The following is a 25,165-nucleotide window of genomic DNA, read 5'->3' on the forward strand; positions in this document are numbered from 1 at the left end:
CAGTTTAAAAAAAGCAAAATAGGCAAACAATTTGGTATTTTTTATAATCGTTATAACAAAACCCAATCGATTGGCGTTAAATTTTAATGAATATCAAACAACTGCATTCCTTCCTGATATTGTGTGATGAACTACATTACGGTCGGGCAGCCAGTCGCCTGTTTATCACTCAGCCATCATTAAGTCAGCAAATCAAACAACTTGAGTCATCACTTAAGACAATATTATTTAAGCGCAAAGGAAGAGGCATTGAATTAACAAAACCAGGCTTTATTTTGCAACAGCACGCTAACAAAATAATGCTGGATTTAAAAAATGCTGAAAATGAACTTCTTCCCTATCAGGATCAACAGCGCGATACGATTTCCATCGGCGTGTCAGGCAGCTACTTGTTATTACCTGCATTCCGTAGCTTTATGGCACACCACCCGGAGATATCGTTAAATGTTAAAGAGTTCTCAACGGAACAAACCATTAAAAAGCTGACGGATAACGCTGTCGATATTGGCATCGTTTATCGGACAACGCTCCCTGCCCAACTAAGCTCGACCATGCTGTTTGAAGATGAAATTATTGCTGCAATCCCACTTTCCCATCCTCTGGCAAAACGCGAACGTCTGCATCCAAAAGATTTAAACGACCAACCCATTATCGTGCTTAATGACTCTCTGCTATTAAGAGGAATCATCACGACTGAATTTAATCACCGCAAAGTCGCCCCTAACATTATCTGCGAGCTGGATAACCACTACTCATGCCTTGAGTATGCTGAAGCACAAATTGGCATCGCATTTATTACCCGCTCGCTAACGCGTTTATCCACGCCCAAAAATGTCCGTCTGGTTTCGCTTGGTATTCCGGCTTTTTTCATCCCAGTGATGCTCGTACATAGCAATGACCTTTCGCTGGACAACGCAACTATCTGCCTGCTCAAGCAGATCAAAAATTTTTACACTACGGATAACGAATTGACGCCAGAAAAGAGCTGGCCTGAGCAGAAAATGGGCGTATAATGCCCGCCCTATTTGTGTTGTTTCTGAGAATTTCCTGATGGCGCTGTTAATCACCAAAAAATGCATCAACTGCGATATGTGCGAGCCAGAATGCCCGAATGAGGCGATATCAATGGGTGATAGCATTTATGAAATTAACAGCGACCGCTGCACCGAGTGCGTGGGTCATTATGAAACGCCGACCTGCCAGAAAGTGTGTCCAATCCCGAACACTATTCTGAAAGATCCGGCGCATAGTGAAAACGAAGAGCAGTTGTGGGATAAATTCGTCCTGCTGCACCACGCCGAAAAAATCTAGCTTTCGACGATGACCGTAGCGCAGGCATAGTGGCGCTCATCGGCCAGCGTCACATGAATGCTGCTGACTCCTAAACGTGCCGCCAGATTTTTCGCCTCTCCCCACAAACGCAGCTTTGGCTTACCTAGCTCGTCGTTGTAAACCTCAAACTGATTAAACGCCAGACCGTTGCGAATGCCGGTCCCAAGCGCCTTGGCTGCGGCTTCTTTTACCGCGAAGCGCTTAGCCAAAAAACGGACCGGTTGCTGATGCTGTTCCCATATCGCCCACTCATGGTCACTAAGTACGCGACGGGCCAGGCGATCGCCGCTGCGGGCGATCACCGCTTCAATACGGGCTATTTCAACAATATCAGTGCCCAGTCCGAGGATAGCCATTACGCGCGCGCTTCCTGCATCAGACGCTTCATTTCCGCAACCGCCTCTTTCAGGCCGCTCATCACCGCACGACCAATAATCGCATGACCGATATTCAGCTCGTGCATTTCCGGCAGTGCCGCAATGGCTTTAACGTTATGGTAGGTTAGACCGTGACCGGCATTAACCTTCAGCCCAAGGCTGGCGGCGTAAGTTGCCGATTTAGCAATACGCTCCAGCTCTTTTGCCTGCTCAGCATCGGTTGCAGCATCGGAGTAGCAACCGGTGTGAATTTCGATATAGGGTGCTCCCACGTCCGCTGCGGCCTTAATTTGCGCATTATCAGCATCGATAAACAGGGAAACCAGAATACCGGCGTCGGCAAGGCGCTTACAGGCATCGCGCATTTTGTCGAGCTGGCCCGCAACGTCCAGCCCCCCCTCGGTGGTCACTTCCTGGCGTTTTTCCGGCACCAGGCAGCAGAAATGTGGTTTCGTCTCGCAGGCGATATTCAGCATCTCTTCCGTCACTGCCATCTCAAGATTCATGCGAGTATCGAGAGTCTGGCGCAGGATACGCACATCGCGATCGGTGATGTGTCGGCGGTCTTCGCGCAGATGGACGGTAATACCGTCAGCACCGGCCTGCTCGGCGATAAAGGCCGCCTGCACCGGGTCAGGATAAGCGGTGCCGCGAGCGTTGCGTAATGTCGCAATGTGGTCAATATTGACCCCTAACAGTAATTCAGCCATGACAATCCTCGTTAATCGTTATTGGTTTTATTGGCTCGCGCCGCCCGCGCGGGCATAAACTGGCGAAAAAGCTCCCGGCTTTTCAGCGGTTTCCCACCAAGATACGGCTTCAGGGCGATACGAGTGAAACGTTTTGCCGCACGCAGCGCATCGCTGTCTGGAAATTCGCGGCTCGCCAACGCCTTAAGATGGTGCCCGGTAAAGGTGCTGTTATCAATAACCACGCTGGCGATAAAGCCTTTTTCTTCACGGTAGCGATAGGTCATGGCGTCGTCAACCGCTTCACCGCTCCCGGCACAGTGGAGAAAATCAACGCCGTAGCCAAGATGCCCCAACAGCGCCAGTTCAAAGCGACGCAGTGCCGGTTCAGGAGAACCGCTTGCACCAGCCAAAGACTGGATGCAGTGCAGATAATCGAAGAAAAGTTCGGAGAAGCGCGTTTCATGCTCAAGCACGCGGGCAAGCAGTTCGTTAACGTAAAGACCGCTATAGAGCGCGATACCGCTGAGAGGGAGCGCCAGCGAGACAGCTTCCGCGCTGCGTAGCGTTTTGACTTCACCACGCCCGCCAAAGCGAAGCAACAAGGGGGTAAAGGGCTGAAGAGCGCCTTTGAGATTAGAACGTTTGGAACGTGCGCCTTTTGCAACAAGGCGCACGCGGCCTGACTCTTCCGTGAAAACGTCCAGCATCAGGCTGGTTTCGCTCCAGGGACGACTATGCAGGACAAAAGCGCGCTGCCAGCCTTCCATCATACTCGTCGTCTTTCAAGTTGCAGGTGCGTTGGCTGCGCCCGTTCACCCCAGTCACTTACCTGAGTAAGCTCCCGGGGATTCGCGGTCTTGCCGCCTTCCTGCACCTCGAAAGCCATAGAGTATGAAAACTACTGGTCTTCGCCGTAACCGAGACTGCGCAACGCACGTTCGTCATCGGCCCAGCCGGATTTCACTTTCACCCACAGCTCCAGGTGAACTGGCGCTTCAAACATATCCTGCATGTCTTTACGCGCTTCAATGCCGATGGTTTTGATTTTGGCCCCTTTGTTGCCAATCACCATCTTCTTCTGCCCTTCACGCTCAACCAGAATCAGACCATTGATATCGTAGCCACCGCGTTCGTTAGTCTGGAAACGTTCGATTTCGACGGTCACGGAATACGGCAGCTCAGCGCCAAGGAAACGCATCAGTTTTTCGCGGATGATCTCAGAAGCCATAAAACGCTGAGAGCGATCGGTAATGTAATCTTCCGGGAAGTGATGAATTGCTTCCGGCAGATGCTTACGCACGATACCGGCGATGGTATCCACGTTCAGCCCGGTTTCCGCGGAAATCGGCACGATATCGAGGAAATTCATCTGACTGCCGAGGAACTGCAGGTGTGGCAGCAGATCGCCCTTTTCCTGCACGTTATCGACTTTGTTCACCGCAAGAATAACCGGTGCTCTGGCGTCGCGCAGCTTACCCAGAACCATTTCATCATCTGCCGTCCAGCGGGTACCTTCAACAACAAAAATCACCAGTTCAACGTCGCCAATCGAGCTACTGGCCGCTTTGTTCATCAGGCGGTTAATAGCGCGCTTCTCTTCCATATGCAGGCCAGGGGTATCAACATAAATTGCCTGATACGGACCTTCAGTATGAATACCGACGATACGGTGACGTGTGGTCTGCGCTTTGCGTGAAGTAATAGAAATCTTCTGCCCAAGCAGCTTGTTCAACAGCGTTGATTTCCCGACGTTAGGACGACCAACGATAGCAACAAACCCACAATAATTTTTTTCTTCGCTCATTCCAGCTCCAGCTTTTTCAACGCCTGTTCGGCGGCAGCCTGTTCCGCCTTGCGACGGCTAGAACCTGTGCCAACCACCGGTTCACTCAGGCCGCTAACCTGGCAGTGGATAGTAAATTCCTGGTCATGCGCTTCACCGCGAACCTGAACCACCAGGTAGGACGGAAGCGGCAGGTGTCGCCCCTGCAGATACTCCTGCAAACGGGTCTTAGGATCTTTTTGCTTATCGCCAGGGCTAATTTCGTCCAGACGACTTTGGTACCAGGAGAGAATCAGGCGCTCGATGTTTTGAATATCACTGTCGAGGAAAATCCCGCCGATTAATGCTTCAACGGTATCCGCCAGAATGGATTCACGGCGAAAACCTCCACTTTTCAATTCACCCGGCCCAAGACGCAAACATTCACCCAACTCAAACTCGCGGGCCATTTCTGCCAGCGTGTTGCCCCGCACCAACGTCGCGCGCATGCGGCTCATATCACCTTCATCGACCCGAGGGAAACGATGGTAGAGCGCATTTGCGATGACGAAACTCAATATAGAGTCACCTAAAAACTCCAGGCGCTCATTGTGTTTGCTGCTGGCACTGCGGTGAGTTAATGCCTGTTGCAACAGCTCCTGATGATGAAAAGTGTAGCCCAGCTTCCGTTGAAGCCGATTAATTACGATGGGATTCATGCGTTACCAATAAATGAATGCGTCAAAAATGCAGCACACGAAACCGACCTGAGTAAAAGCCAACGCGGTTTCGTGTGCTGTGTCAATCTTACGAGAGACAACCTAAAACTTCGGGGGGATATTCTATACGCAACGACAGGGGATGTCGTTAGTTTGAATAGATTTAAATCTTAAATAATTCACGCTGCAGTTATTGCAACGGCAGCGTGAATAGAGGTAGGAAAATTACTGGATACCACCGATACGTGACAAGCGTACTCCAGTAGGCCACTCGCCTTCCTGTTTTTCAAAACTCATCCAGATTGCGGTTGCTTTACCGACCAGATTTGCTTCCGGTACAAAGCCCCAATAACGGCTGTCGGCGCTGTTATCGCGGTTGTCACCCATCATAAAATACTGCCCCGGCGGCACAATCCAGGTCGCCAACGGCAGACCAGACTGCTGGTAATACATCCCCACCTGATCCTGAGCAATCGGCACGGTCAGAATACGGTGCGTTACCTCACCCAGCGTCTCTTTGCGCTCGGTCAGACGAATGCCGTCAGCTTTGGTTTCACCTTTCGGCAACTGCCAGAAACCGCTGGTTGCTTCACCGCCGTTATGACGGGAAAAAGTCTGCACGAAATCGCTCGGCTCAACGTTGGAGTAAGTCACCGGCAGGGCATTGCCACAGGCCTGGCCTGAACTACAGCCCGGCAGGATGGTGACTTGCTTGCTAATCGGATCGTATGTGACTTTATCACCCGGCAAACCGACAGCACGTTTGATGTAGTCCAGACGCGGATCTTCTGGATATTTGAAAACCACGATATCACCCCGTTTCGGATGACCCGTTTCAATCAGCGTTTTCTGGTAGATAGGGTCTTTAATGCCATAAGCAAACTTCTCAACCAGAATAAAATCGCCGATCAACAATGTAGGCATCATCGAACCCGAAGGGATCTGGAAAGGTTCGTAAATAAACGAACGCACTACCAGGACAATCGCCAGGACCGGGAATACCGAAGCACCGGTTTCCAGCCAGCCCGGTTTAGGGCTGACTTTCTTCAGTGTTTTTTTGTCCAACTGGTCGCCGGTCGCTGCCTGAGCTGCGGCCTGACGTTCACGACGTTTTGGCGCGAAAATAAATTTATCCAGGCACCACAATAGACCCGTCACCAGGGTAGCGATGACCAGGATCAGGGCAAACATGTTCGCCATGCCAACTCCTTAGGGTTATTTGCCGTCTTTACCAACGTGCAGAATGGCGAGGAACGCTTCCTGCGGCAGCTCAACGTTACCGACCTGCTTCATGCGTTTCTTACCGTCTTTCTGCTTCTGCAGCAGCTTTTTCTTACGACTGACGTCGCCGCCATAGCATTTTGCCAGGACGTTTTTACGCAGCTGTTTCACCGTTGAACGGGCAATAATATGGTTGCCGATAGCGGCCTGGATAGCGATGTCGAATTGCTGACGCGGGATCAGCTCTTTCATCTTCTCTACCAGTTCGCGACCGCGGTATGGCGCATTATCATTGTGCGTAATCAGCGCCAGCGCATCGACTCGCTCGCTGTTGATCAACACATCCACGCGTACCATGTTGGAAGCCTGGAAACGTTTGAAGTTATAGTCCAGCGACGCATAACCACGGGAAGTAGATTTCAGACGGTCAAAGAAATCGAGCACCACTTCCGCCATCGGAATTTCATAGGTCAGCGCAACCTGATTACCGTGGTAGACCATATTGGTCTGAACACCGCGTTTTTCTATGCACAGGGTAATGACGTTGCCCAAAAACTCTTGCGGCAGCAGCATATGACACTCAGCGATCGGCTCACGAAGTTCCTGAATATTGTTCAGCGGCGGAAGTTTAGACGGGCTGTCGACGTAGATAACTTCTTTCGAAGTAGTCTCTACTTCATAGACTACCGTCGGCGCCGTGGTGATCAGATCCAGATCGTATTCACGCTCCAGACGTTCCTGAATGATCTCCATGTGCAGGAGACCCAGGAAGCCGCAGCGGAAACCAAAGCCTAGCGCAGTAGAGCTTTCCGGCTCATAGAACAAAGAGGCATCGTTGAGGCTCAGTTTGCCCAGCGCATCGCGGAAGTTCTCATAATCATCAGAACTTACCGGGAACAAGCCAGCATAAACCTGTGGTTTGACCTTTTTAAAACCTGGCAGAGCTTTATCTGCTGGGTTACGGGACAGAGTCAGCGTATCGCCAACCGGTGCGCCGAGGATGTCTTTAATCGCGCAAACCAACCAGCCGACTTCGCCGCATTTCAGCTCGGTGCGATCAACCTGTTTCGGCGTGAAAATACCGAGACGATCGGCGTTGTAGACCTGACCAGTGCTCATTACCTTGATTTTGTCGCCTTTGCGCATGGTGCCGTTTTTAATACGCACCAGCGAGACAACACCCAAGTAGTTATCAAACCAGGAGTCGATGATCAATGCCTGTAACGGCGCTTCCGGGTCGCCTTCCGGCGGCGGAATATCGCGTACCAGACGCTCCAGGACATCGGGCACGCCAACACCGGTTTTCGCCGAACAGCGCACTGCATCGGTAGCATCAATACCGACAATGTCTTCAATTTCTTCCGCTACGCGTTCAGGATCGGCCGCAGGCAGGTCGATTTTATTCAGGACCGGCACTACTTCCAGGTCCATTTCCATCGCAGTATAGCAGTTAGCCAGCGTCTGAGCTTCAACGCCCTGACCCGCATCAACCACCAGCAGTGCCCCTTCACACGCCGCCAGTGAACGAGAAACTTCATAGGAGAAGTCCACGTGCCCCGGGGTGTCAATAAAGTTCAGCTGATAGATTTCGCCATTGGTCGCTTTGTAATCCAGCGTGACGCTCTGTGCCTTGATGGTAATCCCGCGCTCGCGTTCAAGATCCATGGAATCCAGGACCTGGGCTTCCATTTCACGATCGGAAAGGCCACCGCAAATCTGGATAATTCGGTCAGACAGAGTCGACTTACCGTGGTCAATGTGAGCGATGATTGAAAAGTTACGTATATTCTTCATATTTAGAGTTAGTTATGCCTTACGCGTATCATGAGGCCGCTATTCTGTGCCTGACGTTTTTTTGATCCGAAAACGCCGCATTCTACACTACATCCACGAAACCAGGAAATGCTCTTACGGCTAGCATAGTCGGAGTAAATGACGAGATCTTGCGGGAGTTGTAAATAAAGATTAGGGCCAGTGAAATCACTGACCCAATGGTGCGGAAGGCGTCTCAATGCGAACTAAATCTGGCGGTAAACCGACGCTAATAATCACCGGTTGCCACGACTGACGAGCCGCTAAACCAGGAGAAAGACCACGAGCCACCAAAAACCCGCCAACGCCACCAAGTATTGCCCCGCACAGCGAAGCAAAATCATTCGCGAACAGAACCTGGAAGATAGACGCCATCAAGAACAATCCAACTAACGGCGCCATATAGACCAATATGGCTGAGCCAAGCAAACTGCTTTCGGCAATCCCCAATTCTACTTTTTGCCCGGCAGCCAGCGGCTGTTCACAAGGCACGCTAATTGTATGGCTGGTTTGCGGCCCGAGCTTATTCAACACTCGACTACCGCAACCAGCACGGGAAGCGCAACTACTACAGGATGCTTTAACATCGCAATGCACCTGCGCAATTCCGTTATTCCAGGAAACGACCGTTGCCCACTCTTTGATCATTGTACGGCCTTGAATTTAATGCTGTCAGAAATACGCTTCGCGGTTTGCGGGGGCAGTTCGCCAACAATGGTTATCTCTGCATTATCGCGCACGATGGTAGCCACGGTGCGACGCCCGGTACGCAACAACTGATCGCTGCTATTTGCTGCGGCGCGATTAATATTGATGGAGAAACTAAATAGCCCATCAGAGTAGAGGCGGGACTCTACCGGACCATCAAACGTTGGTAGACGACGCTGGCTACTGGAGACTTCCGCAACACCCTGCGGCAGCCAGGTAGGTGCCCAGTTGAAGCTAGCCTTATCGCCACCTTCTGGTACGGAAAGCTGCGGCGGCAGGCTCGCCTTTGCCAGAGTTTCCATACTGGCGCTAACATTGTCGCCAACGCTGAAAGAAACGACCCGGAACTGCTCAAGGGTTTCCCCATCGCGATCGAGTAAATCAACACGCAGCGGCAGCTTTGTTTCAGCATCTAACCAGGCGATGTAGCTATAACGCGTACCGTCACGGGCCACGACTCGCACCACGTCGCATAAACGATCGGCAATACGCGTACGCCCAACAGAGATGAAATCATAATACGACGCCAGCCGTTTGAAGTCGCTGTACACCAATGAAGGCAGCGAATCTACGATATAGTCACCATTCAACGTGAACGGATCGAGGCCTGGTTCAAAATAGCTAATTTCAGTGCCGCGTAGTACGACTTCCCTGCGAGGGCCGTCTAGTTGTAATAGCTGAGCGAGGGGGCGGTTATTCAGTTTCGCGTGTCGATAGCGCAGCGACTCAACGCCCTGCTTGTTGATGCTGACGAAAGACAGCTCGTAATTGAGGGACTGGCTAGCCAGGTTCATCTGCTGCAACAACGCCCCGGACGATGTATCAGCCGAGGCGTTGGCGGAGAAGAACAAGCTGCCTGCCATGAGCGACATGGCACACAAAAGTTGCTTCATTACTGCGATTGCGTTCCTAAAGTTTGATAGCCCGGCACCTGAACAGCGGCTTGCTGAGTCTGGGCCTGACCAAACTGAAGCTGTTCAGCATGCAGGCGACGCTGCAATTCATAATCCTGCAGCATAGCATTAATTCTGCGGCGCTGTTCCTGCACTTGCGCCTGCTGACCGCTGCCTGCTGAAGCATCCGCTGGCACGCCCAGGCTAACCGGGCTGGCTTTCCCCATCATCGGCATGGTGTTAAACACCGGCGCTTCAGGCTGCTGAGATGCATCAGACTGCCCATTATACTGCTGGACGCCGACGATAACAGCAAGGGATACGCACGCAGCAACCCCCATTTGGGTTAAGGAACTTGCCCATGGGCGCACTTTTTGCCAGAAAGGCATCTGGCGCCACTGATGCGGGGCAGGCTGAGATTCAGGAATTAGAGGAACCGTCTGACGAACGGGCTCATTTTCAATGGCGGCCATGACGCGAGCGGAGATATCAAAATGGAGCATCTCACTGGTATCGCCTCGCAGCGTATCGCGGATGAGATGGTAGCTCTCCCAGGTTTTTTGCATTTCAGATGAACGACCTAGCTCATTGAGCAGTTCGTTATCCAGCGTTTCACCATCCATTAAGGCCGAAAGTTTTTCTTTCTGCATGCCTGATACCCTTTTCCAGTATTCCGCTATCGTCAACGCCGGATTAGCGGTTGAACTTTATTATCAATAGCTTCTCGTGCCCGGAAGATACGCGAACGCACTGTACCCACCGGACAATCCATGATGGCGGCTATTTCTTCATAGCTCATGCCATCCAACTCCCGCAAGGTAATTGCCATGCGTAAATCTTCCGGGAGCGATTCGATGGTACGAAAAACTATTTGTCTCAGCTCTTCTGACAACATTAAGTTCTCAGGGTTCGAAATTTCTTTCAATGCCCCGCCACTTTCGAAATTTTCTGCCTCATTGGCATCAACATCGCTAGATGGCGGACGGCGCCCCTGAGCAACCAGATAATTCTTCGCCGTATTGACGGCGATACGATATAACCAGGTGTAAAAAGCACTATCCCCCCGGAAAGAATCCAGCGCACGCCATGCTTTTACGAACGACTCCTGAACAACGTCAGCGATATCGCCCGGTGGCACGTAGCGGGAGACCAGGCTTGCAACCTTATGCTGATAACGTACCACCAGCAGGTTAAATGCTTTCTGATCTCCTTTCTGGACCCGTTCAACAAGGACCTGATCCGTTAACTGCTCGCTCATCCGAGGTAATGTCTCCCCAAACCCAATTCCCATGCGTATTCAAAACACCACCCAATGACTGCATAAATGAGCAAGCTGAGGGTTGGAGTGTCTGAAAACAATAAAGTTCCGTTACGCCTTTTTTTTTCGTCTGGCACCGGCTGACGGGTCGTTATCTCTCATTATATGCCCCGGTAGCTAAACGATATGTAAGATAATAAGAAAAAGCGCAAAGCCCGCCAGAAGGGTAACGTAACCCGACTTTTATTTCACTATAAAATCTGAAGCTAACGAGTTGCTTCGCAAAACTTTTCTTACATTTACAGCCCACCCCATCAAAGCGTTATGTTTAGCCGCCACAACATTGAGTAAAAAAAATGTACGATTCAGCGCAGGCTGGTGCTATTGTGCTGCAATCCTGTTTAGTAAATTAAACAAAGATCATGAAAACAACTTCTGATTCCTCTTGTGATGTACTGATTGTTGGCAGCGGTGCTGCCGGATTGTCACTTGCTTTGCGGCTGGCGGAACACTGCACAGTCACGGTACTGAGCAAAGGCCCTATCAGTGAAGGGTCAACTTTCTATGCTCAAGGCGGGATCGCCGCCGTCTTCGATGAAACCGACAGCATTGAATCCCATGTAGAAGATACGTTGGTTGCCGGAGCCGGCCTTTGCGATCGCCATGCCGTTTCTTTTGTCGCCAGCAATGCCAAACCCTGCGTTCAGTGGCTTATTGATCAGGGCGTTCTGTTTGATACTCAGGTTCAGGCTAACGGAGCTGAAAGCTATCACTTGACCCGGGAAGGGGGTCATAGCCACCGCCGAATTCTCCACTCAGCCGACGCGACGGGTAAAGCCGTAGAGACAACGCTGGTCAGCAAAGCACTTTCTCATCCCAACATCCGCGTGCTGGAACGCAGCAACGCCGTTGACCTGATTATCTCAGATAAAATCGGCCTGCCGGGAACGCGTCGCGTTGTGGGGGCCTGGGTCTGGAATCGAAATAAAGAAACGGTTGAAACTTGTAGTGCGAAAGCGGTGGTACTGGCTACCGGAGGCGCGGCTAAGGTATACCAATATACGACAAATCCAGACGTCTCTTCCGGTGATGGGATCGCCATGGCCTGGCGCGCAGGTTGTCGGGTCGCCAACCTTGAATTCAATCAGTTTCACCCAACCGCCTTATACCATCCACAAGCGCGCAATTTCCTGCTGACAGAAGCCTTGCGCGGTGAAGGCGCACTGTTGAAGCGCCCGGACGGCACTCGATTTATGCCGGACTTTGACGAACGCGGTGAACTGGCCCCCCGCGATGTGGTCGCCCGAGCCATCGACCATGAAATGAAACGCCTTGGTGTCGACTGCATGTATCTCGACATCAGCCATAAACCCGCAGAATTTATTCGCCACCATTTCCCGATGATTTACGAGAAGTTACTGGGACTGGGAATCGATCTGACAAAAGAGCCGGTGCCTATTGTTCCGGCTGCTCACTATACCTGCGGCGGTGTGATGGTTGACGATAACGGGCGTACTGATGTCGACGGCCTGTACGCCATCGGCGAAGTCAGCTATACCGGATTACATGGCGCTAACCGCATGGCTTCAAACTCGCTGCTGGAGTGTCTTGTTTACGGTTGGTCCGCAGCCGAAGATATCGTTAAGCGCATGCCTTTCGCGCAAAGAGTCAATGAGCTTCCTTTATGGGACGAAAGCCAGGTCGAGATCCCCGATGAACTTGTCGTTATCCAACATAACTGGCATGAGCTGCGCTTATTAATGTGGGATTATGTCGGCATTGTGCGCACCACTCGCCGACTTGAGCGCGCCCTGCGACGCATTACTATGCTGCAGCAGGAACTGGACGAATATTACACCCGATTCCGCGTCTCCAATAATCTGCTGGAGCTGCGTAACCTGGTCCAGGTTGCCGAGTTGATTGTGCGCTGCGCTATGCTGCGTAAAGAGAGCCGCGGTCTGCACTATACGCTGGATTATCCGGAGCAGTTGCCGAATAGCGGACCGTCAGTGCTGTCGCCACTGGCTCACATAAAAAGATAGAAATCCTCGGTCAGAGCGGTAAATCCTTCGGAATACTGCTGCTCTGGCCCACGGATAACCAACCTGTCGCTAAAGCACTCACCCGCTGTCGGCGAAAAAGCCAACAGAACCCGATGCGGTGGACGCATTTCCGTTTCCGCCACGTCGGTACGTAAACGTAGATGCCAACCCATGTTCTGCGCCCGCTGAACAAATGTATTGCCGATATCAACCGGCAACACAACGCAAAAAAATCCCTCTTCCGTAATGGATTCAGCGGCACAGGTTAACAGCGTTGTGTGATCGAGCGTGATGGTATAGCGGGCCTGCTCACGCTGCGAGGTCGCGCAAGGGACACCTTCAGCAAAAAAAGGCGGATTGCTGACAATCAGTTCGTAGCGTCGGGTTTGCGGCGACTGCCATTGCTGAATATCAGCCTGGTGGATCTGGATACGTCCGGACCACGGAGATTCTTCAGCATTTTCCCGCGCCTGTTCTGCCGCATCCTTGTCCAGTTCTACAGCGTCAACAGTGACCGCCTCTGCGGTTCGCTGCGCTATCATTAGTGCAAGCAGGCCACAGCCAGTACCGATATCCAGTACGTGCTTAACCTGCGCTATCGGAGCCCATGCGCCAAGTAAAATGCCGTCAGTGCCCACCTTCATCGCACAGCGATCGTGGGCGATAAAAAATTGTTTAAACGTAAAACCATTGCGCGGCAGCGCAAACTTCGACTGAGACATCCTCGATAACCTTGCGGGCAAAAAACTCCTGGGCTTAAGGCTATGCACAATACCGGAGAACAGATAGCCTTACAAACAGATGAACATTGCGTCCGTAACGTCTATAATCGGCGGTCCACTCAGAGGTAGATCATGACTGTAACGACTTTTTCCGAACTTGAACTCGACGAAAACCTACTGGAAGCGCTCCAGGATAAAGGTTTCACACGCCCGACAGCCATTCAGGCCGCCGCTATTCCGCCTGCGCTTGATGGCCGTGACATTCTCGGTTCAGCCCCGACCGGCACCGGTAAAACAGCGGCGTATTTGCTGCCAGCGTTGCAGCACCTGCTCGATTTTCCACGCAAGAAGTCCGGTCCGCCGCGCATTCTCATCTTGACGCCGACTCGTGAGCTGGCGATGCAGGTTGCTGACCATGCGCGTGAACTGGCAAAACATACTCATCTGGATATCGCCACTATCACCGGCGGCGTAGCGTATATGAACCACGCGGAAGTGTTCAGCGAGAACCAGGACATCGTGGTTGCTACCACCGGACGCCTGCTGCAATACATAAAAGAAGAAAACTTCGACTGCCGCGCCGTTGAAACGCTAATCCTTGATGAAGCAGATCGCATGGTCGACATGGGTTTTGCTCAGGATATCGAACATATTGCCGGTGAAACCCGCTGGCGTAAGCAGACTATGTTGTTCTCCGCCACTCTCGAAGGCGACGCGATTAAGGACTTTGCTGAACGTCTGCTGGAAGAGCCGGTAGAAGTCTCTGCCACCCCTTCCACTCGCGAGCGTAAGAAAATTCATCAGTGGTACTACCGTGCTGATGATATCAAACACAAAACGGCACTTCTCGTTAACTTACTGAAGCAGCCTGATGCCACACGTTCTATCGTCTTTGTGCGTAAACGCGAGCGTGTTCATGAACTGGCAGGCTGGTTGCGTGAGGCGGGTATCAATACCTGCTGGCTCGAAGGAGAGATGGTTCAGGCAAAGCGTAATGAAGCTATTAAACGTATGACAGATGGTCGTATGAATGTGCTGATTGCGACTGATGTCGCTGCTCGTGGTATCGATATTCCGGATGTAAGCCACGTCATCAACTTCGATATGCCGCGCACCGCAGATACTTATCTACATCGCATCGGTCGAACGGGTCGCGCAGGGAAAAAAGGCGTCGCCATTTCTCTGGTTGAGGCTCATGACCATCTGCTGTTGGGCAAAATTGGCCGTTATATTGAAGAGCCGTTAAAAGCTCGAGTCATCGATGAGCTGCGCCCAACGACTCGCGCACCGAGCGAGAAGCAGACTGGTAAGCCATCTAAGAAAGTATTAGCGAAGCGTGCAGAGAAAAAAGAGAAAGAGAAAGAGAAGCCGCGCGTGAAGAAACGTCACCGTGATACCAAGAATATTGGTAAGCGTCGCAAGGCAAGCGGGAGCGATACGCCGCAGCAGCCAAACGAAAAATAAAAAAACGCCGGGATATCCCGGCGTTTTCACATCAAAACTTAATCTTACAGGCTTTCGGTAAAAGTACGGGCGATAACATCGCGCTGCTGTTCCGGAGTCAGAGAGTTAAAACGTACCGCGTAACCAGATACACGAATAGTCAGCTGCGGATATTTTTCCGGATGTTCAACCGCATCCATCAACGTTTCGCGACGCAGTACGTTTACGTTCAGGTGCTGACCACCTTCAACGCGAACTTCCGGTTTCACGTCTACCGGAATTTCACGGTATTCGATCTCGCCCAGTTTGCTTACCGCAACCACGTCATCTTCAGCATAACCGGCTTTAGCGCACAGGCAGCGTGCTTCGCCTTTTTCACTATCCAGCAGCCAGAAAGAGTTCAGCAGGTCGTCGTTTGCAGCTTTAGTAATTTGGATACCAGTAATCATTTGATGCCTCCCAGGCAGTGTTTATTCGATTATTGGCCTTCGCGGCCAATTGGTAAAACCATTGTTGTATGAGTGTATATATAACAGCCGAGAACTCGGCATTCATTGATTTAAATCAACAAAAACCACTCAACAAAAGTGGGTATGGATGGATATTATTGTTTTACATCAAGTTACGCCATATCCAACACTAAATAAATTTGTAAAATTTCAATTTTTTTTGCATGCAGAACGTCAATCGCGTGGCGCAAATTTTGTGTTGTAGAAAGATGCAGTTAAGCTATGGCGATGACACTTTGCAGGAGAGCAAAATGACCACCCCATTAACATGGCACGATGTACTGGCAGAAGAGAAGCAGCAACCTTATTTTGTTAACACCCTGAAAACCGTTGCTGAAGAACGCCAATCTGGCATCACCATCTACCCACCGCAAAAAGATGTCTTTAATGCGTTTCGTTACACCGAATTAAGCGATGTCAAAGTGGTGATCCTGGGCCAGGATCCCTACCACGGACCCGGGCAGGCTCACGGCCTTGCCTTTTCTGTTCTACCAGGAATTGCGACACCACCATCACTGCTTAATATGTACAAGGAACTGGAAGGGACGATACCTGGATTTCAGCGCCCGACTCACGGTTATCTCGAAAGCTGGGCACGTCAGGGCGTGCTGCTGCTCAATACCGTATTAACGGTACGGATGGGGCAAGCGCACTCACACGCCAGCCTCGGATGGGAAACCTTCACCGATAAAGTGATTTCATTGATCAACCAACATCGGGAGGGTGTGGTGTTCCTGCTGTGGGGGTCACATGCGCAAAAGAAAGGGGCTATTATCGATCGTCAGCGCCATTGCGTACTGAAAGCGCCGCATCCGTCACCGCTTTCTGCCCATCGCGGGTTCTTTGGCAGCAACCATTTTGTCCAGGCCAATCAGTGGCTGGCTGAACGCGGCGAAGCACCGATTGACTGGGTTCCGGTGTTACCAACTGAAAACGAGTAAATGGCCGTCCGTATGAATCTACGGACCAATCATCGCTCAGATTCAGGACAAAAAAATACCAGCATTCGCATTACAGCTGTGCTGGCATTTTTTACTTTGAATTAAGGTATCAAGCCTTATTCTGACGCCACCACTCTGCCAGCAATACGCCGGTAGCAACAGAAACGTTCAGGCTCTCCACATTACCAGTCCCTTCGATAGCCACATTCAGATCGGCACTGGAGATCGCCGCATCGGACAGACCATCACTCTCTTGCCCTAACACCAGCACCATCTTCTTCGGCAGCTCGGCTTTAAACAGCGGAGTACCATTATGGCTGGAAGTAGAAACAATCGCGTAACCCGCGCTGCGGAATCTCTCGAGCGTATCAATGAAGCTATCGCCAGTGATCGGTTCAACGTGCTCTGCGCCACCTTCTGCTGTACGGATTGCGGCACCGGACTCCAGTACTCCAGCATCCTGCACAACAACGCCTTTAACGCCGAAATGCGCGCAGCTACGCATGATCGCACCGAGGTTATGGGGATTACCCACATCTTCCAGCGCCAGAACGCAATCTTCAGCATCAGCTTTAGCAACCCACTGTTCAACCGATGTGCCATGGCGCTTTTTAATCAGGAAGCAAACGCCGCCATGATGTTCAGTACCTGAAGCTTTAGCCAGTTCAGCTTCATCAACAACGTGATAGGCTTTGCGATTTGCCGCCATCCAGCGCAGAGCTTCTTTAAAGCGAGGCGTTACGCTCTGGATAAACCAGGCACGCACGATGGCATCTGGACGGCTCTGGAATAAGGCCTGGCAGGCATTTTCACCATAAACGCGGGTCTCTTCCGCACGCTGACGACGCAGCACTTCCGGATCGATAAAGCTTTTACCGCTGATCCCACCGTGATCGGCTTTTACCGGATTTTCTTCTCCAGGCGCACGAGACACAGTACGCCACGGAGACGAGCCTTCACCACCGAAATCATCACGCTTGCGATCGTCACGTTTACGGTCACCACCGCGGCTACTTCTTTCATCGCGCGCAGGGCGGTTGCGGCCGTCAACGCGTGATTTTCCTGGACGACCTCCCCCTTTCCCGGTACGCGGGTTTTGGGTGCGTTTCTCAGAATCATCATCACTGCGGACATACATCACTTTGACCTTGCCGCTTTTATTTTTCAGTTCGTCGCTCATCAATTTTCTCCACCTGCGCTGCGCGAAGCGCGCAGATTACCCGATGTGTCATCACTTAGCCATTATTTCATTTAAAAGCCTGGGTCTATCGTATTCATCGAACAAAACACATTGTCCTTTAATAGCTACCCATCGATAATATGTAACATTACAGATACAAATCGGCCACGTGCCACGCTGCAACCCATAACCAGAGGTTAGTTATGAATACCGTTTGTGCCAGTTGTCAGGCTCTGAACCGCATCCCAGACGATCGTAGCGCTGATGGCGCAAAATGTGGGCGCTGCGGTCACGATCTTTTTGACGGCGACGTAATCAACGCGACCGGGGCAACGCTGGATAAACTACTGAAGGACGATCTCCCCGTCGTTGTCGATTTCTGGGCGCCATGGTGCGGCCCCTGCCGTAACTTCGCGCCGATCTTTGAAGATGTAGCTGAAGAACGTAGTGGCGAAATGCGTTTCGTGAAAGTGAATACCGAAATGGAACGAGAACTCAGCGCTCGCTTTCGCATTCGTAGCATCCCGACCATTATGATGTTTAAAAATGGCGAAGTCATCGACATGCTGAGCGGTGCCGTCCCTAAAGCGCCTTTCGATAGCTGGCTAAACGAAGCCGGCCAGCAGTAAACCTGACGGGGCACTGCTTGTGCCCCGTTTTTACCTCTGCGACAATGGCGTTTTTTCTTAGCGATCTCCATGACTGATAACGCCGTCCTTCGTCTTCGCGCTGAACGCCTCGCTCGCGCCACCCGTCCTTTCCTTGCTCGCGGCAACCGTATTCACCGCTGCCAGCGTTGCTTGCTGCCGTTGAAACAGTGCCTTTGCGAGACCCTCAACCCGGTTGCCGCTTCCAGTCGTTTTTGTCTGGTAATGTTCGATACCGAGCCGATGAAGCCCAGCAATACCGGGCGCCTTATTGCCGATACTCTTCCGAATACCGAAGCGTTCCAGTGGTCACGCACCGAGCCGCCACAGGCGTTGCTTGATTTAGTCACCAATCCCCATTACCAACCAATGGTGGTTTTTCCTGCTTCTTATGCCGGCACCGAACGCCAGGTGCTTGATGCACCACCTGGGGGCAAACCACCGCTATTTATTATGCTCGATGGTACCTGGCCCGAAGCACGAAAAATGTTCCGTAAAAGCCCCTGGCTGGATGCACTGCCGATTATTTCCGTTGACCTGTCCCGTATCTCTGCTTACCACCTGCGGGAAGCCCATGCGCAAGGGCAATACTGCACTGCCGAAGTGGCGATTGCATTGCTGGATCTCGCGGGAGATAAACCCGCAGCCACAGCGCTTGGCGAGCACTTTAGCTTGTTCAGGGCCCGCTATCTGGCAGGAAAAACGCAGCATAAGGGCAGCATCACAGCATACCTGACAGAAAACGTTTAAAATCATTCGGTCACTGGAGATTTAAGGAGACCGGTATGAGCCAACGAGGTCTGGAAGCATTGCTGCGGCCAAAGTCGATAGCCGTAATTGGCGCATCAATGAAACCACAGCGTGCCGGTTATCTGATGATGCGCAACCTGCTGGCTGGCGGGTTTAATGGCCCTGTGCTTCCTGTGACGCCAACCTGGAAAGCGGTTCAGGGCGTGCTGGCCTGGCCGACTATCGACAGCCTGCCATTTACACCCGATCTTGCTGTGCTGTGCACTAATGCCCGGAGAAACCTTGAGTTGCTGGAAGCCTTGGGGCAAAAAGGGTGTAAAACCTGCATCATTCTGTCTTCAATACCCGACCAATATCCTGCGCTGCTTAAGTGTGCCGCCCGCTATCAAATGCGGCTGCTCGGGCCAAACAGTCTCGGCCTGCTTGCGCCATGGCAGGGGCTTAATGCCAGCTTTTCTCCGGTTCCGATTCATCGCGGTAAACTGGCGTTTATTTCCCAGTCAGCAGCGGTCTCTAACACTATCCTCGACTGGGCGCAGCAGAGAGAGATGGGGTTTTCTTACTTTATAGCACTGGGTGACAGCCTGGATATCGACGTCGATGATTTACTCGACTTCCTTGCTCGCGATAGCAAGACTAGCGCCATTCTGCTCTATCTTGAGCATATTAGTGATGCCCGCCGTTTTGTTTCAGCGGCGCGTAGCGCCTCGCGTAATAAACCTATCCTGGTGATTAAAAGCGGGCGTAGTCCGGCGGCGCAGAAACTGCTGCACGTCAATTCAGGAATGGATCCTGCGTGGGATGCTGCCATTCAGCGTGCGGGCTTATTGCGGGTACAGGACACGCATGAGCTGTTCTCCGCTGTCGAAACCCTCAGCCATATGCGCCCACTGCGCGGCGAGAAACTGATGATTATCAGCAACGGAGCGGCTCCGGCTGCACTGGCGTTGGATGAACTCTGGCTGCGAAATGGTAAACTTGCTGCTCTCAGCGAAGAGACCAGCGACAAACTGCGCCAAGCACTACCTGCTGGCATCGATATCGCCAACCCCTTAGATCTCCGCGATGATGCCAGTAGCGAGCATTACCTTAATGCGCTGAACGCCCTGCTTGATAGCCATGACTATGATGCACTGCTGGTGATCCATGCCCCAAGTGCCGCCGCACCGGGAACGGAAAGCGCACTGGCGCTAATTGATGCCCTGAAACGCCACCCACGCGGTAAATACGTTACCGTTCTCACCAACTGGTGTGGCGAATTCTCTTCTCAGGAAGCACGGCGTTTGTTTAGCGATGCGGGCCTACCGACTTATCGGACTCCCGAGGGCACTATTACTGCCTTTATGCACATGGTGGAATACCGACGTAACCAAAAACAGCTCCGGGAAACGCCGGTTCTGTCAGACTCGTTAACCGCCAACACTGCTGAAGCCCGAGACTTGCTGCAACGCGCAATCAATGAAGGCGCAACGTCGCTGGATACCCATGAAGTAAGCCCCGTTCTGCGCGCTTATGGCATCCATACTCTGCCGACATGGATTGCTGCAGATAGTGCCGAAGCAGTACATATCGCCGAGCAGATTGGTTATCCGGTGGCGCTGAAGCTACGCTCGCCGGATATCCCCCATAAGTCAGAAGTTCAGGGGGTTATGCTTTATCTACGTACTGCCATCGAAGTACAGCAGGCGGCGGATGCTATTATCGATCGCGTGAAAATGACCTGGCCGCAGGCGCGTATTCACGGACTGCTGGTACAAAGTATGGCCAACCGCGCCGGGGCACAGGAGCTTCGAGTGGTAGTGGAGCACGATCCGGTCTTCGGGCCACTGATCATGCTGGGTGAAGGCGGCGTCGAGTGGCGTGCAGAAGATCAGGCTGCCGTCGCGCTACCGCCGCTGAATATGAACCTGGCGCGCTATCTGGTCATTCAGGCAATCAAAAGTAAAAAAATGCGCGGTCGCAGCGCGCTACGACCATTAGACATTCCTGGCCTGAGTCAATTGCTGGTACAGGTATCTAATTTAATTGTCGACTGCCCGGAGATTCAGCGCCTGGACATCCATCCTTTACTCGCTTCCGGTCACGAGTTTACTGCGCTTGATGTCACGTTAAGTCTTGCCCCTTTTACCGGGGATAGCGAAAGCCGCCTGGCCGTGCGTCCCTATCCGCAACAGCAGGAAGAGTGGGTGGTAATGAAAAATGGCGAACGTTGCCTGTTTCGCCCTATTCTTCCAGAAGATGAGCCGCAGTTGCTGGCCTTTATCGGGCAGGTAACGAAGGAAGATCTTTACTATCGTTACTTCAGCGAAATCAATGAATTTACGCATGACGATTTAGCCAATATGACGCAGATCGACTACGATCGAGAAATGGCTTTTGTTGCCGTGCGTGCAACGGCAGAGGGAAATGAGATCCTCGGGGTAACTCGCGCGATCTCCGACCCGGATAATATTGATGCCGAGTTTGCCGTGCTGGTACGCTCCGACCTGAAAGGTCTGGGCTTAGGCCGTAGGCTACTAGAAAAATTAATTGCTTATACGCAAAACCACGGTCTACAACGACTTAACGGCATCACAATGCCTAACAATAAAGGCATGATCGGCCTTGCCAGAAAGCTGGGATTTACGGTTGATATCCAGTTGGAAGATGGAATTGTCAGTTTGTCTCTACAACTTGCACCAGCGCAATCATAAACGGGTGAGCGCAATTGTTGACTACTTTAACGGGTAGTAATGGTATTATTGCCCGCTTACGTCGTCTGCATGGTACAGAAGACCCTTCAATAAACAGAGAAGAAACGCACTGTGATGTTGTCAAAATTTAAACGAAATAAACATCAACAACACCTTGCCCAACTCCCTAAGCTTTCTCAGTCAGTTGATGATATCGAGTTTTTTTACGCTCCCGCAGATTTTCGGCAAGCGTTACTGGCAAAGATAGCTCAAGCCACCCAGCGTATTTGTATTATTGCGCTCTATCTGGAACAGGATGATGGCGGCAAAGGAATTTTGCAGGCACTGTATGACGCTAAACGTCAGCGTCCAGAATTAGATGTTCGGGTACTGGTCGACTGGCATCGAGCCCAGCGTGGTCGTATAGGTGCCGCGGCCTCAAACACCAATGCCGATTGGTATTGCCGTATGGCGCAGGAAAATCCTGGCGTCGATATTCCAGTTTATGGCGTTCCGGTAAATACCCGGGAGGCACTCGGCGTTCTCCATTTCAAAGGTTTTATCGTTGATGATTGCGTTCTCTACAGCGGCGCGAGTCTGAATGATGTTTACCTGCATCAACACGATAAGTATCGCTATGACCGCTACCAGTGCATTCGCAACGGTAAAATGGCCGATGTTATGTTCGATTGGGTTGAGAATAACCTGGTGCAAGGTCGTGGGGTTAATCGCCTGGACAAAGCCGATCGACCGAAAAGTCCGGAAATCAAAAATGATATCCGTCAGTATCGTCAGGAACTTCGCGATAGCAGCTACCATTTTCTCGGCGACGCAGATGAAGATCAGTTATCAGTAACACCACTGGTTGGCTTAGGCAAATCAAGCCTGCTGAATAAAACGATCTTCCATCTGATGCCCTGTGCAGAGCACAAGTTGACCATCTGCACTCCTTATTTCAACCTACCCGCTCTACTAGTGCGTAATATCATTCAGCTACTACGTAGCGGAAAGAAAGTTGAAATTATTGTCGGCGATAAAACGGCCAACGATTTCTATATCCCAGAAGATCAGCCGTTTAAAATCATCGGTGCACTTCCCTATCTCTATGAAATTAATCTGCGTCGCTTCCTGAGTCGACTGCAGTATTATGTCAACACTGACCAACTGATTGTCCGTTTATGGAAAGATGACGATAACAGCTACCACCTGAAAGGCATGTGGGTTGATGACGAATGGATGTTGCTGACGGGAAATAACCTGAACCCTCGCGCATGGCGACTTGATCTGGAAAATGCCATTCTTATCCACGATCCGAAACATCAACTTGGCGCAGTGCGTGAAAAAGAGCTTAATCTCATTCGCAAACATACGACAATCGTCCAACACTACCGTGATTTGCAAAGCATTGCTGATTACCCGGTAAAAGTTCGCAAGCTGATTAGGCGTCTGAGACGTATCCGAATCGACCGTCTTATTAGCCGTATCCTCTGAATTTCCGCCCCACTATATGTGGGGTTTTTTGTGGATTTTATATGCGCATTATCGTGATTATCGCTCTGCTATTATTGCTAACCGGTTGTAGTCATATGGCTAATGACTCCTGGAAAGGCCAGGATAAAGCACAGCATTTCCTCGCCTCAGCAATGCTCTCTGCTGCAGGTAATGAATATGCCCAGCACCAGGGCTATAGCCGCGATCGTAGCGCCGCTATCGGTTTTATGTTTTCCGTGAGTTTAGGTGCATCTAAAGAGTTGTGGGACAGCCGCCCCGCAGGAAGCGGCTGGAGTTGGAAAGATTTCGCCTGGGATGTAGCGGGTGCCACTACAGGCTATGCCGTATGGCAGCTGGCCCATCAATAATTCTACAAACGCAGACCTTTACCTTTGCGGTGCAAAGTCAAGGAGACCAGGAAAGCTATTGCCCCCATTACTGTCACATACCAGTAAAAGGCGTGCTCGATTCCGGCCGATTTTAACGACAGCGCGACATACTCCGCTGAGCCGCCAAAGAGCGCGTTGGCAACCGCATAAGATAATCCAACCCCTAAGGCACGTACCTGAGCCGGAAACATTTCGGCCTTCAGGATCCCGCTAATTGAAGTATAGAAACTCACTATCAGCAACGCACATATAACCAAAGCAAATGCTGCATACGGTGAACTCACACTCTGCAATGCATTCAGGATAGGAACGGTAAAGACGGTAACCAATACGCCGAAGCAGAGCATTGAGGTTCGGCGGCCAATCTTATCCGAAAGAGCACCAAAAAGCGGTTGAACCAACATATAAACGAACAAGGCTGCGGTCATGATCATGCTGGCAGTACCCGCTGTCATACCAGCAGTGTTGACCAGGTATTTTTGCATATAGGTTGTAAAGGTATAAAAGCTTAACGAACCAGCGGCAGTAAAACCGAGTACCATAATAAATGCCTTACGGTTACGCCATAGCCCTTTAAACGAACCCGCCTCTTTTAGCGCACGAGTTTCCTGTTTAGAGGTTTCATCTAATTGACGACGCAGCCACAGAGCAACGATGGCTAATACGGCGCCAAGGGCAAAGGGGATGCGCCATCCCCAGGCATGAAGATCTTCATCACTAAGGATCTGCTGTAATGCGACAACAACAAGCACCGCCAGAAGTTGGCCACCAATCAACGTGACATACTGAAATGAGGCGTAAAAACCTTTCTTACCTTCCACCGCAACTTCACTCATGTAGGTTGCGCTGGTGCCGTATTCTCCGCCGACGGAAAGGCCCTGGAACAGGCGTGCCAGCAGCAGCAATGCCGGAGCCCAGGTCCCGATAGTGGTATATCCCGGTAGACAAGCAATCACCAGCGATCCGAAGCACATCATGCATACCGAAATCAGCATAGAAGCTTTACGTCCGCGACGATCGGCAATGCGTCCGAATAACCACCCTCCGATAGGACGCATCAGAAAACCGGCAGCAAACACCCCCGCCGTTTGTAACAATTGCGTGGTGGTATTTCCCGAAGGAAAGAAGATGTGTGCGAAATAGAGTGAGCAAAACGAATAAACGTAAAAATCAAACCACTCAACCAGATTCCCTGATGATGCCCCCACAATTGCCCATATACGACGCCGGGTATCAGCATGATCAAGCGATCCGCGTTCGTGAATGCTACTTTCTGTCATTATAATTTTGCTCCAGCAAGAACTGCAATCTGCCGCGTCGGGTGAACCAACTCATTCAGATAAATCAATTAGTGAATCAAATGTTATATAATTGTTATAATTTTATATGTGACGATAATCACATTTTATTTCGTTATATGAGTGTTCAAGATTAATGCGAATGCCCGGCCAAGGATAAAGTGAAATATGAGGGCAAGAGAGTTTGTGCAGGCTTTTATGTTGTAGAAAAGGGAGAATATTCTTGGGATTGAAGAGGATTTGTTTAGTGTTTAAAAACGCAAAAAGCCCATCCTGACGGATGGGCTCTTCACTTAATTAATGCCTG

26 protein-coding genes are annotated in these 25,165 nt (G+C 51.2%); 10 read left to right on the top strand and 16 right to left on the bottom strand.

Annotated elements, in window-relative coordinates:
- The first annotated feature begins 86 nt into the window (after positions 1–86).
- Together QVF11_RS21075 and QVF11_RS21080 are read left to right on the top strand one after the other, a co-directional pair.
- On the top strand, positions 87–1,013 hold the full coding sequence (locus QVF11_RS21075) for a LysR family transcriptional regulator (RefSeq protein ID WP_112215430.1): 927 nt from the start codon (positions 87–89) through the stop codon (positions 1,011–1,013).
- A gap of 37 nt (positions 1,014–1,050) precedes the next feature.
- The gene (locus tag QVF11_RS21080) at positions 1,051–1,311 is read left to right on the top strand and encodes a YfhL family 4Fe-4S dicluster ferredoxin (RefSeq protein ID WP_110272062.1); all 261 of its coding nucleotides are present in this window, start codon (positions 1,051–1,053) and stop codon (positions 1,309–1,311) included.
- On the opposite strand, the gene acpS is transcribed toward QVF11_RS21080, so the two are convergent.
- The 12 genes from acpS to rseD all read right to left on the bottom strand — a co-directional run bounded on the left by acpS (position 1,308) and on the right by rseD (position 10,911).
- On the bottom strand, positions 1,308–1,688 hold the full coding sequence (gene acpS, locus QVF11_RS21085) for a holo-ACP synthase (RefSeq protein ID WP_182207578.1): 381 nt from the start codon (positions 1,686–1,688) through the stop codon (positions 1,308–1,310). The two genes, QVF11_RS21080 and acpS, sit on opposite strands and share 4 nt — an antisense overlap.
- Positions 1,688–2,419 (bottom strand): pyridoxine 5'-phosphate synthase, encoded by a 732-nt coding sequence (pdxJ, locus tag QVF11_RS21090; RefSeq protein WP_287859023.1) that lies wholly within the window; start codon positions 2,417–2,419, stop codon positions 1,688–1,690. Before pdxJ ends, acpS begins: the two co-directional genes overlap by 1 nt.
- Before the next feature lie 11 nt (positions 2,420–2,430).
- Complete coding sequence (recO, locus tag QVF11_RS21095; RefSeq protein WP_287859049.1) at positions 2,431–3,168, bottom strand: DNA repair protein RecO; 738 nt, start codon at positions 3,166–3,168, stop codon at positions 2,431–2,433.
- 131 nt (positions 3,169–3,299) lie between these two features.
- Positions 3,300–4,205 carry a GTPase Era gene (gene era, locus QVF11_RS21100; RefSeq protein WP_112215426.1) on the bottom strand — a complete coding sequence of 302 codons (906 nt, stop codon included), beginning with the start codon at positions 4,203–4,205 and terminating at the stop codon, positions 3,300–3,302.
- Entirely contained in the window at positions 4,202–4,882 is a 681-nt protein-coding gene (gene rnc, locus QVF11_RS21105) for a ribonuclease III (RefSeq protein WP_110272057.1), read from the bottom strand. Before rnc ends, era begins: the two co-directional genes overlap by 4 nt.
- A 225-nt stretch (positions 4,883–5,107) precedes the next feature.
- Entirely contained in the window at positions 5,108–6,082 is a 975-nt protein-coding gene (gene lepB / locus QVF11_RS21110; protein WP_287859025.1) for a signal peptidase I, read from the bottom strand.
- Between the two features lie 15 nt (positions 6,083–6,097).
- Positions 6,098–7,897: a translation elongation factor 4 gene (gene lepA, locus QVF11_RS21115; protein WP_110272054.1), complete on the bottom strand. Its 1,800-nt coding sequence runs from the start codon at positions 7,895–7,897 to the stop codon at positions 6,098–6,100.
- A 186-nt stretch (positions 7,898–8,083) separates the two neighbouring features.
- A complete protein-coding gene (rseC, locus tag QVF11_RS21120) occupies positions 8,084–8,563 on the bottom strand; it encodes a SoxR-reducing system protein RseC (RefSeq protein WP_112215424.1) in 480 nt (159 codons plus the stop codon).
- The gene (gene rseB / locus QVF11_RS21125; protein WP_110272052.1) at positions 8,560–9,516 is read right to left on the bottom strand and encodes a sigma-E factor regulatory protein RseB; all 957 of its coding nucleotides are present in this window, start codon (positions 9,514–9,516) and stop codon (positions 8,560–8,562) included. The genes rseC and rseB overlap by 4 nt, the downstream gene beginning before the upstream one ends.
- Positions 9,516–10,166 carry an anti-sigma-E factor RseA gene (gene rseA / locus QVF11_RS21130; RefSeq protein ID WP_112215423.1) on the bottom strand — a complete coding sequence of 217 codons (651 nt, stop codon included), beginning with the start codon at positions 10,164–10,166 and terminating at the stop codon, positions 9,516–9,518. Before rseA ends, rseB begins: the two co-directional genes overlap by 1 nt.
- 32 nt (positions 10,167–10,198) lie before the next feature.
- Positions 10,199–10,774 carry an RNA polymerase sigma factor RpoE gene (rpoE, locus tag QVF11_RS21135; RefSeq protein WP_110272050.1) on the bottom strand — a complete coding sequence of 192 codons (576 nt, stop codon included), beginning with the start codon at positions 10,772–10,774 and terminating at the stop codon, positions 10,199–10,201.
- On the bottom strand, positions 10,771–10,911 hold the full coding sequence (gene rseD, locus QVF11_RS21140) for a rpoE leader peptide RseD (protein ID WP_167492730.1): 141 nt from the start codon (positions 10,909–10,911) through the stop codon (positions 10,771–10,773). The genes rpoE and rseD overlap by 4 nt, the downstream gene beginning before the upstream one ends.
- Positions 10,912–11,196: 285 nt before the next feature.
- Between rseD and nadB the strand changes: the two genes are divergently transcribed.
- Positions 11,197–12,816: an L-aspartate oxidase gene (gene nadB, locus QVF11_RS21145; protein WP_287859029.1), complete on the top strand. Its 1,620-nt coding sequence runs from the start codon at positions 11,197–11,199 to the stop codon at positions 12,814–12,816.
- Here the strand turns inward: nadB and trmN are convergent.
- Positions 12,801–13,538 carry a tRNA(1)(Val) (adenine(37)-N(6))-methyltransferase TrmN gene (gene trmN / locus QVF11_RS21150; protein WP_287859031.1) on the bottom strand — a complete coding sequence of 246 codons (738 nt, stop codon included), beginning with the start codon at positions 13,536–13,538 and terminating at the stop codon, positions 12,801–12,803. The two genes, nadB and trmN, sit on opposite strands and share 16 nt — an antisense overlap.
- Positions 13,539–13,670: 132 nt before the next feature.
- Here trmN and srmB point away from each other — a divergent pair, with 132 nt between their 5' ends.
- Complete coding sequence (srmB, locus tag QVF11_RS21155) at positions 13,671–15,002, top strand: ATP-dependent RNA helicase SrmB (RefSeq protein WP_112215420.1); 1,332 nt, start codon at positions 13,671–13,673, stop codon at positions 15,000–15,002.
- A 44-nt stretch (positions 15,003–15,046) separates the two neighbouring features.
- Here the strand turns inward: srmB and grcA are convergent, their stop codons facing one another.
- Positions 15,047–15,430 (bottom strand): autonomous glycyl radical cofactor GrcA, encoded by a 384-nt coding sequence (grcA, locus tag QVF11_RS21160; RefSeq protein WP_110272046.1) that lies wholly within the window; start codon positions 15,428–15,430, stop codon positions 15,047–15,049.
- Positions 15,431–15,741: 311 nt separating this feature from the next.
- Between grcA and ung the strand changes: the two genes are divergently transcribed.
- Complete coding sequence (ung, locus tag QVF11_RS21165) at positions 15,742–16,431, top strand: uracil-DNA glycosylase (protein ID WP_112215419.1); 690 nt, start codon at positions 15,742–15,744, stop codon at positions 16,429–16,431.
- Positions 16,432–16,540: 109 nt separating this feature from the next.
- Here the strand turns inward: ung and QVF11_RS21170 are convergent, their stop codons facing one another.
- Positions 16,541–17,611 (bottom strand): tRNA/rRNA methyltransferase, encoded by a 1,071-nt coding sequence (locus tag QVF11_RS21170; protein ID WP_287859034.1) that lies wholly within the window; start codon positions 17,609–17,611, stop codon positions 16,541–16,543.
- Positions 17,612–17,814: 203 nt separating this feature from the next.
- Here QVF11_RS21170 and trxC point away from each other — a divergent pair, with 203 nt between their 5' ends.
- The 5 genes from trxC (at position 17,815) to QVF11_RS21195 (ending at position 23,539) form a co-directional block, all read left to right on the top strand.
- The gene (gene trxC / locus QVF11_RS21175; protein WP_112215417.1) at positions 17,815–18,240 is read left to right on the top strand and encodes a thioredoxin TrxC; all 426 of its coding nucleotides are present in this window, start codon (positions 17,815–17,817) and stop codon (positions 18,238–18,240) included.
- Positions 18,241–18,309: 69 nt separating this feature from the next.
- Positions 18,310–19,008 (top strand): tRNA-uridine aminocarboxypropyltransferase, encoded by a 699-nt coding sequence (locus QVF11_RS21180; protein ID WP_287859036.1) that lies wholly within the window; start codon positions 18,310–18,312, stop codon positions 19,006–19,008.
- Positions 19,009–19,043: 35 nt separating this feature from the next.
- Entirely contained in the window at positions 19,044–21,701 is a 2,658-nt protein-coding gene (locus tag QVF11_RS21185) for a bifunctional acetate--CoA ligase family protein/GNAT family N-acetyltransferase (protein ID WP_287859037.1), read from the top strand.
- A gap of 114 nt (positions 21,702–21,815) precedes the next feature.
- On the top strand, positions 21,816–23,171 hold the full coding sequence (gene pssA / locus QVF11_RS21190) for a CDP-diacylglycerol--serine O-phosphatidyltransferase (protein ID WP_112215414.1): 1,356 nt from the start codon (positions 21,816–21,818) through the stop codon (positions 23,169–23,171).
- 41 nt (positions 23,172–23,212) lie between these two features.
- On the top strand, positions 23,213–23,539 hold the full coding sequence (locus QVF11_RS21195; protein ID WP_112215413.1) for a YfiM family lipoprotein: 327 nt from the start codon (positions 23,213–23,215) through the stop codon (positions 23,537–23,539).
- Between the two features lie 2 nt (positions 23,540–23,541).
- Here the strand turns inward: QVF11_RS21195 and QVF11_RS21200 are convergent, their stop codons facing one another.
- Positions 23,542–24,840 carry an MFS transporter gene (locus QVF11_RS21200; protein WP_287859039.1) on the bottom strand — a complete coding sequence of 433 codons (1,299 nt, stop codon included), beginning with the start codon at positions 24,838–24,840 and terminating at the stop codon, positions 23,542–23,544.
- Positions 24,841–25,165 lie beyond the last annotated feature (325 nt).

It is taken from the genome of Klebsiella sp., from assembly GCF_027492335.1.
Classification (GTDB): Bacteria; Pseudomonadota; Gammaproteobacteria; order Enterobacterales; family Enterobacteriaceae; genus Klebsiella; species Klebsiella huaxiensis.

Excerpts from the sequence above, each read along its gene's own strand:
- QVF11_RS21075 (WP_112215430.1), top strand. The coding sequence starts at position 87 with ATGAATATCAAACAACTGCATTCCTTCCTGATATTGTGTGATGAACTA.
- QVF11_RS21080 (WP_110272062.1), top strand. The coding sequence starts at position 1,051 with ATGGCGCTGTTAATCACCAAAAAATGCATCAACTGCGATATGTGCGAG.
- acpS (WP_182207578.1), bottom strand. The coding sequence starts at position 1,688 with ATGGCTATCCTCGGACTGGGCACTGATATTGTTGAAATAGCCCGTATT.
- pdxJ (WP_287859023.1), bottom strand. The coding sequence starts at position 2,419 with ATGGCTGAATTACTGTTAGGGGTCAATATTGACCACATTGCGACATTA.
- recO (WP_287859049.1), bottom strand. The coding sequence starts at position 3,168 with ATGGAAGGCTGGCAGCGCGCTTTTGTCCTGCATAGTCGTCCCTGGAGC.
- era (WP_112215426.1), bottom strand. The coding sequence starts at position 4,205 with ATGAGCGAAGAAAAAAATTATTGTGGGTTTGTTGCTATCGTTGGTCGT.
- rnc (WP_110272057.1), bottom strand. The coding sequence starts at position 4,882 with ATGAATCCCATCGTAATTAATCGGCTTCAACGGAAGCTGGGCTACACT.
- lepB (WP_287859025.1), bottom strand. The coding sequence starts at position 6,082 with ATGGCGAACATGTTTGCCCTGATCCTGGTCATCGCTACCCTGGTGACG.
- lepA (WP_110272054.1), bottom strand. The coding sequence starts at position 7,897 with ATGAAGAATATACGTAACTTTTCAATCATCGCTCACATTGACCACGGT.
- rseC (WP_112215424.1), bottom strand. The coding sequence starts at position 8,563 with ATGATCAAAGAGTGGGCAACGGTCGTTTCCTGGAATAACGGAATTGCG.
- rseB (WP_110272052.1), bottom strand. The coding sequence starts at position 9,516 with ATGAAGCAACTTTTGTGTGCCATGTCGCTCATGGCAGGCAGCTTGTTC.
- rseA (WP_112215423.1), bottom strand. The coding sequence starts at position 10,166 with ATGCAGAAAGAAAAACTTTCGGCCTTAATGGATGGTGAAACGCTGGAT.
- rpoE (WP_110272050.1), bottom strand. The coding sequence starts at position 10,774 with ATGAGCGAGCAGTTAACGGATCAGGTCCTTGTTGAACGGGTCCAGAAA.
- nadB (WP_287859029.1), top strand. The coding sequence starts at position 11,197 with ATGAAAACAACTTCTGATTCCTCTTGTGATGTACTGATTGTTGGCAGC.
- trmN (WP_287859031.1), bottom strand. The coding sequence starts at position 13,538 with ATGTCTCAGTCGAAGTTTGCGCTGCCGCGCAATGGTTTTACGTTTAAA.
- srmB (WP_112215420.1), top strand. The coding sequence starts at position 13,671 with ATGACTGTAACGACTTTTTCCGAACTTGAACTCGACGAAAACCTACTG.
- grcA (WP_110272046.1), bottom strand. The coding sequence starts at position 15,430 with ATGATTACTGGTATCCAAATTACTAAAGCTGCAAACGACGACCTGCTG.
- ung (WP_112215419.1), top strand. The coding sequence starts at position 15,742 with ATGACCACCCCATTAACATGGCACGATGTACTGGCAGAAGAGAAGCAG.
- QVF11_RS21170 (WP_287859034.1), bottom strand. The coding sequence starts at position 17,611 with ATGAGCGACGAACTGAAAAATAAAAGCGGCAAGGTCAAAGTGATGTAT.
- trxC (WP_112215417.1), top strand. The coding sequence starts at position 17,815 with ATGAATACCGTTTGTGCCAGTTGTCAGGCTCTGAACCGCATCCCAGAC.
- QVF11_RS21180 (WP_287859036.1), top strand. The coding sequence starts at position 18,310 with ATGACTGATAACGCCGTCCTTCGTCTTCGCGCTGAACGCCTCGCTCGC.
- QVF11_RS21185 (WP_287859037.1), top strand. The coding sequence starts at position 19,044 with ATGAGCCAACGAGGTCTGGAAGCATTGCTGCGGCCAAAGTCGATAGCC.
- pssA (WP_112215414.1), top strand. The coding sequence starts at position 21,816 with ATGTTGTCAAAATTTAAACGAAATAAACATCAACAACACCTTGCCCAA.
- QVF11_RS21195 (WP_112215413.1), top strand. The coding sequence starts at position 23,213 with ATGCGCATTATCGTGATTATCGCTCTGCTATTATTGCTAACCGGTTGT.
- QVF11_RS21200 (WP_287859039.1), bottom strand. The coding sequence starts at position 24,840 with ATGACAGAAAGTAGCATTCACGAACGCGGATCGCTTGATCATGCTGAT.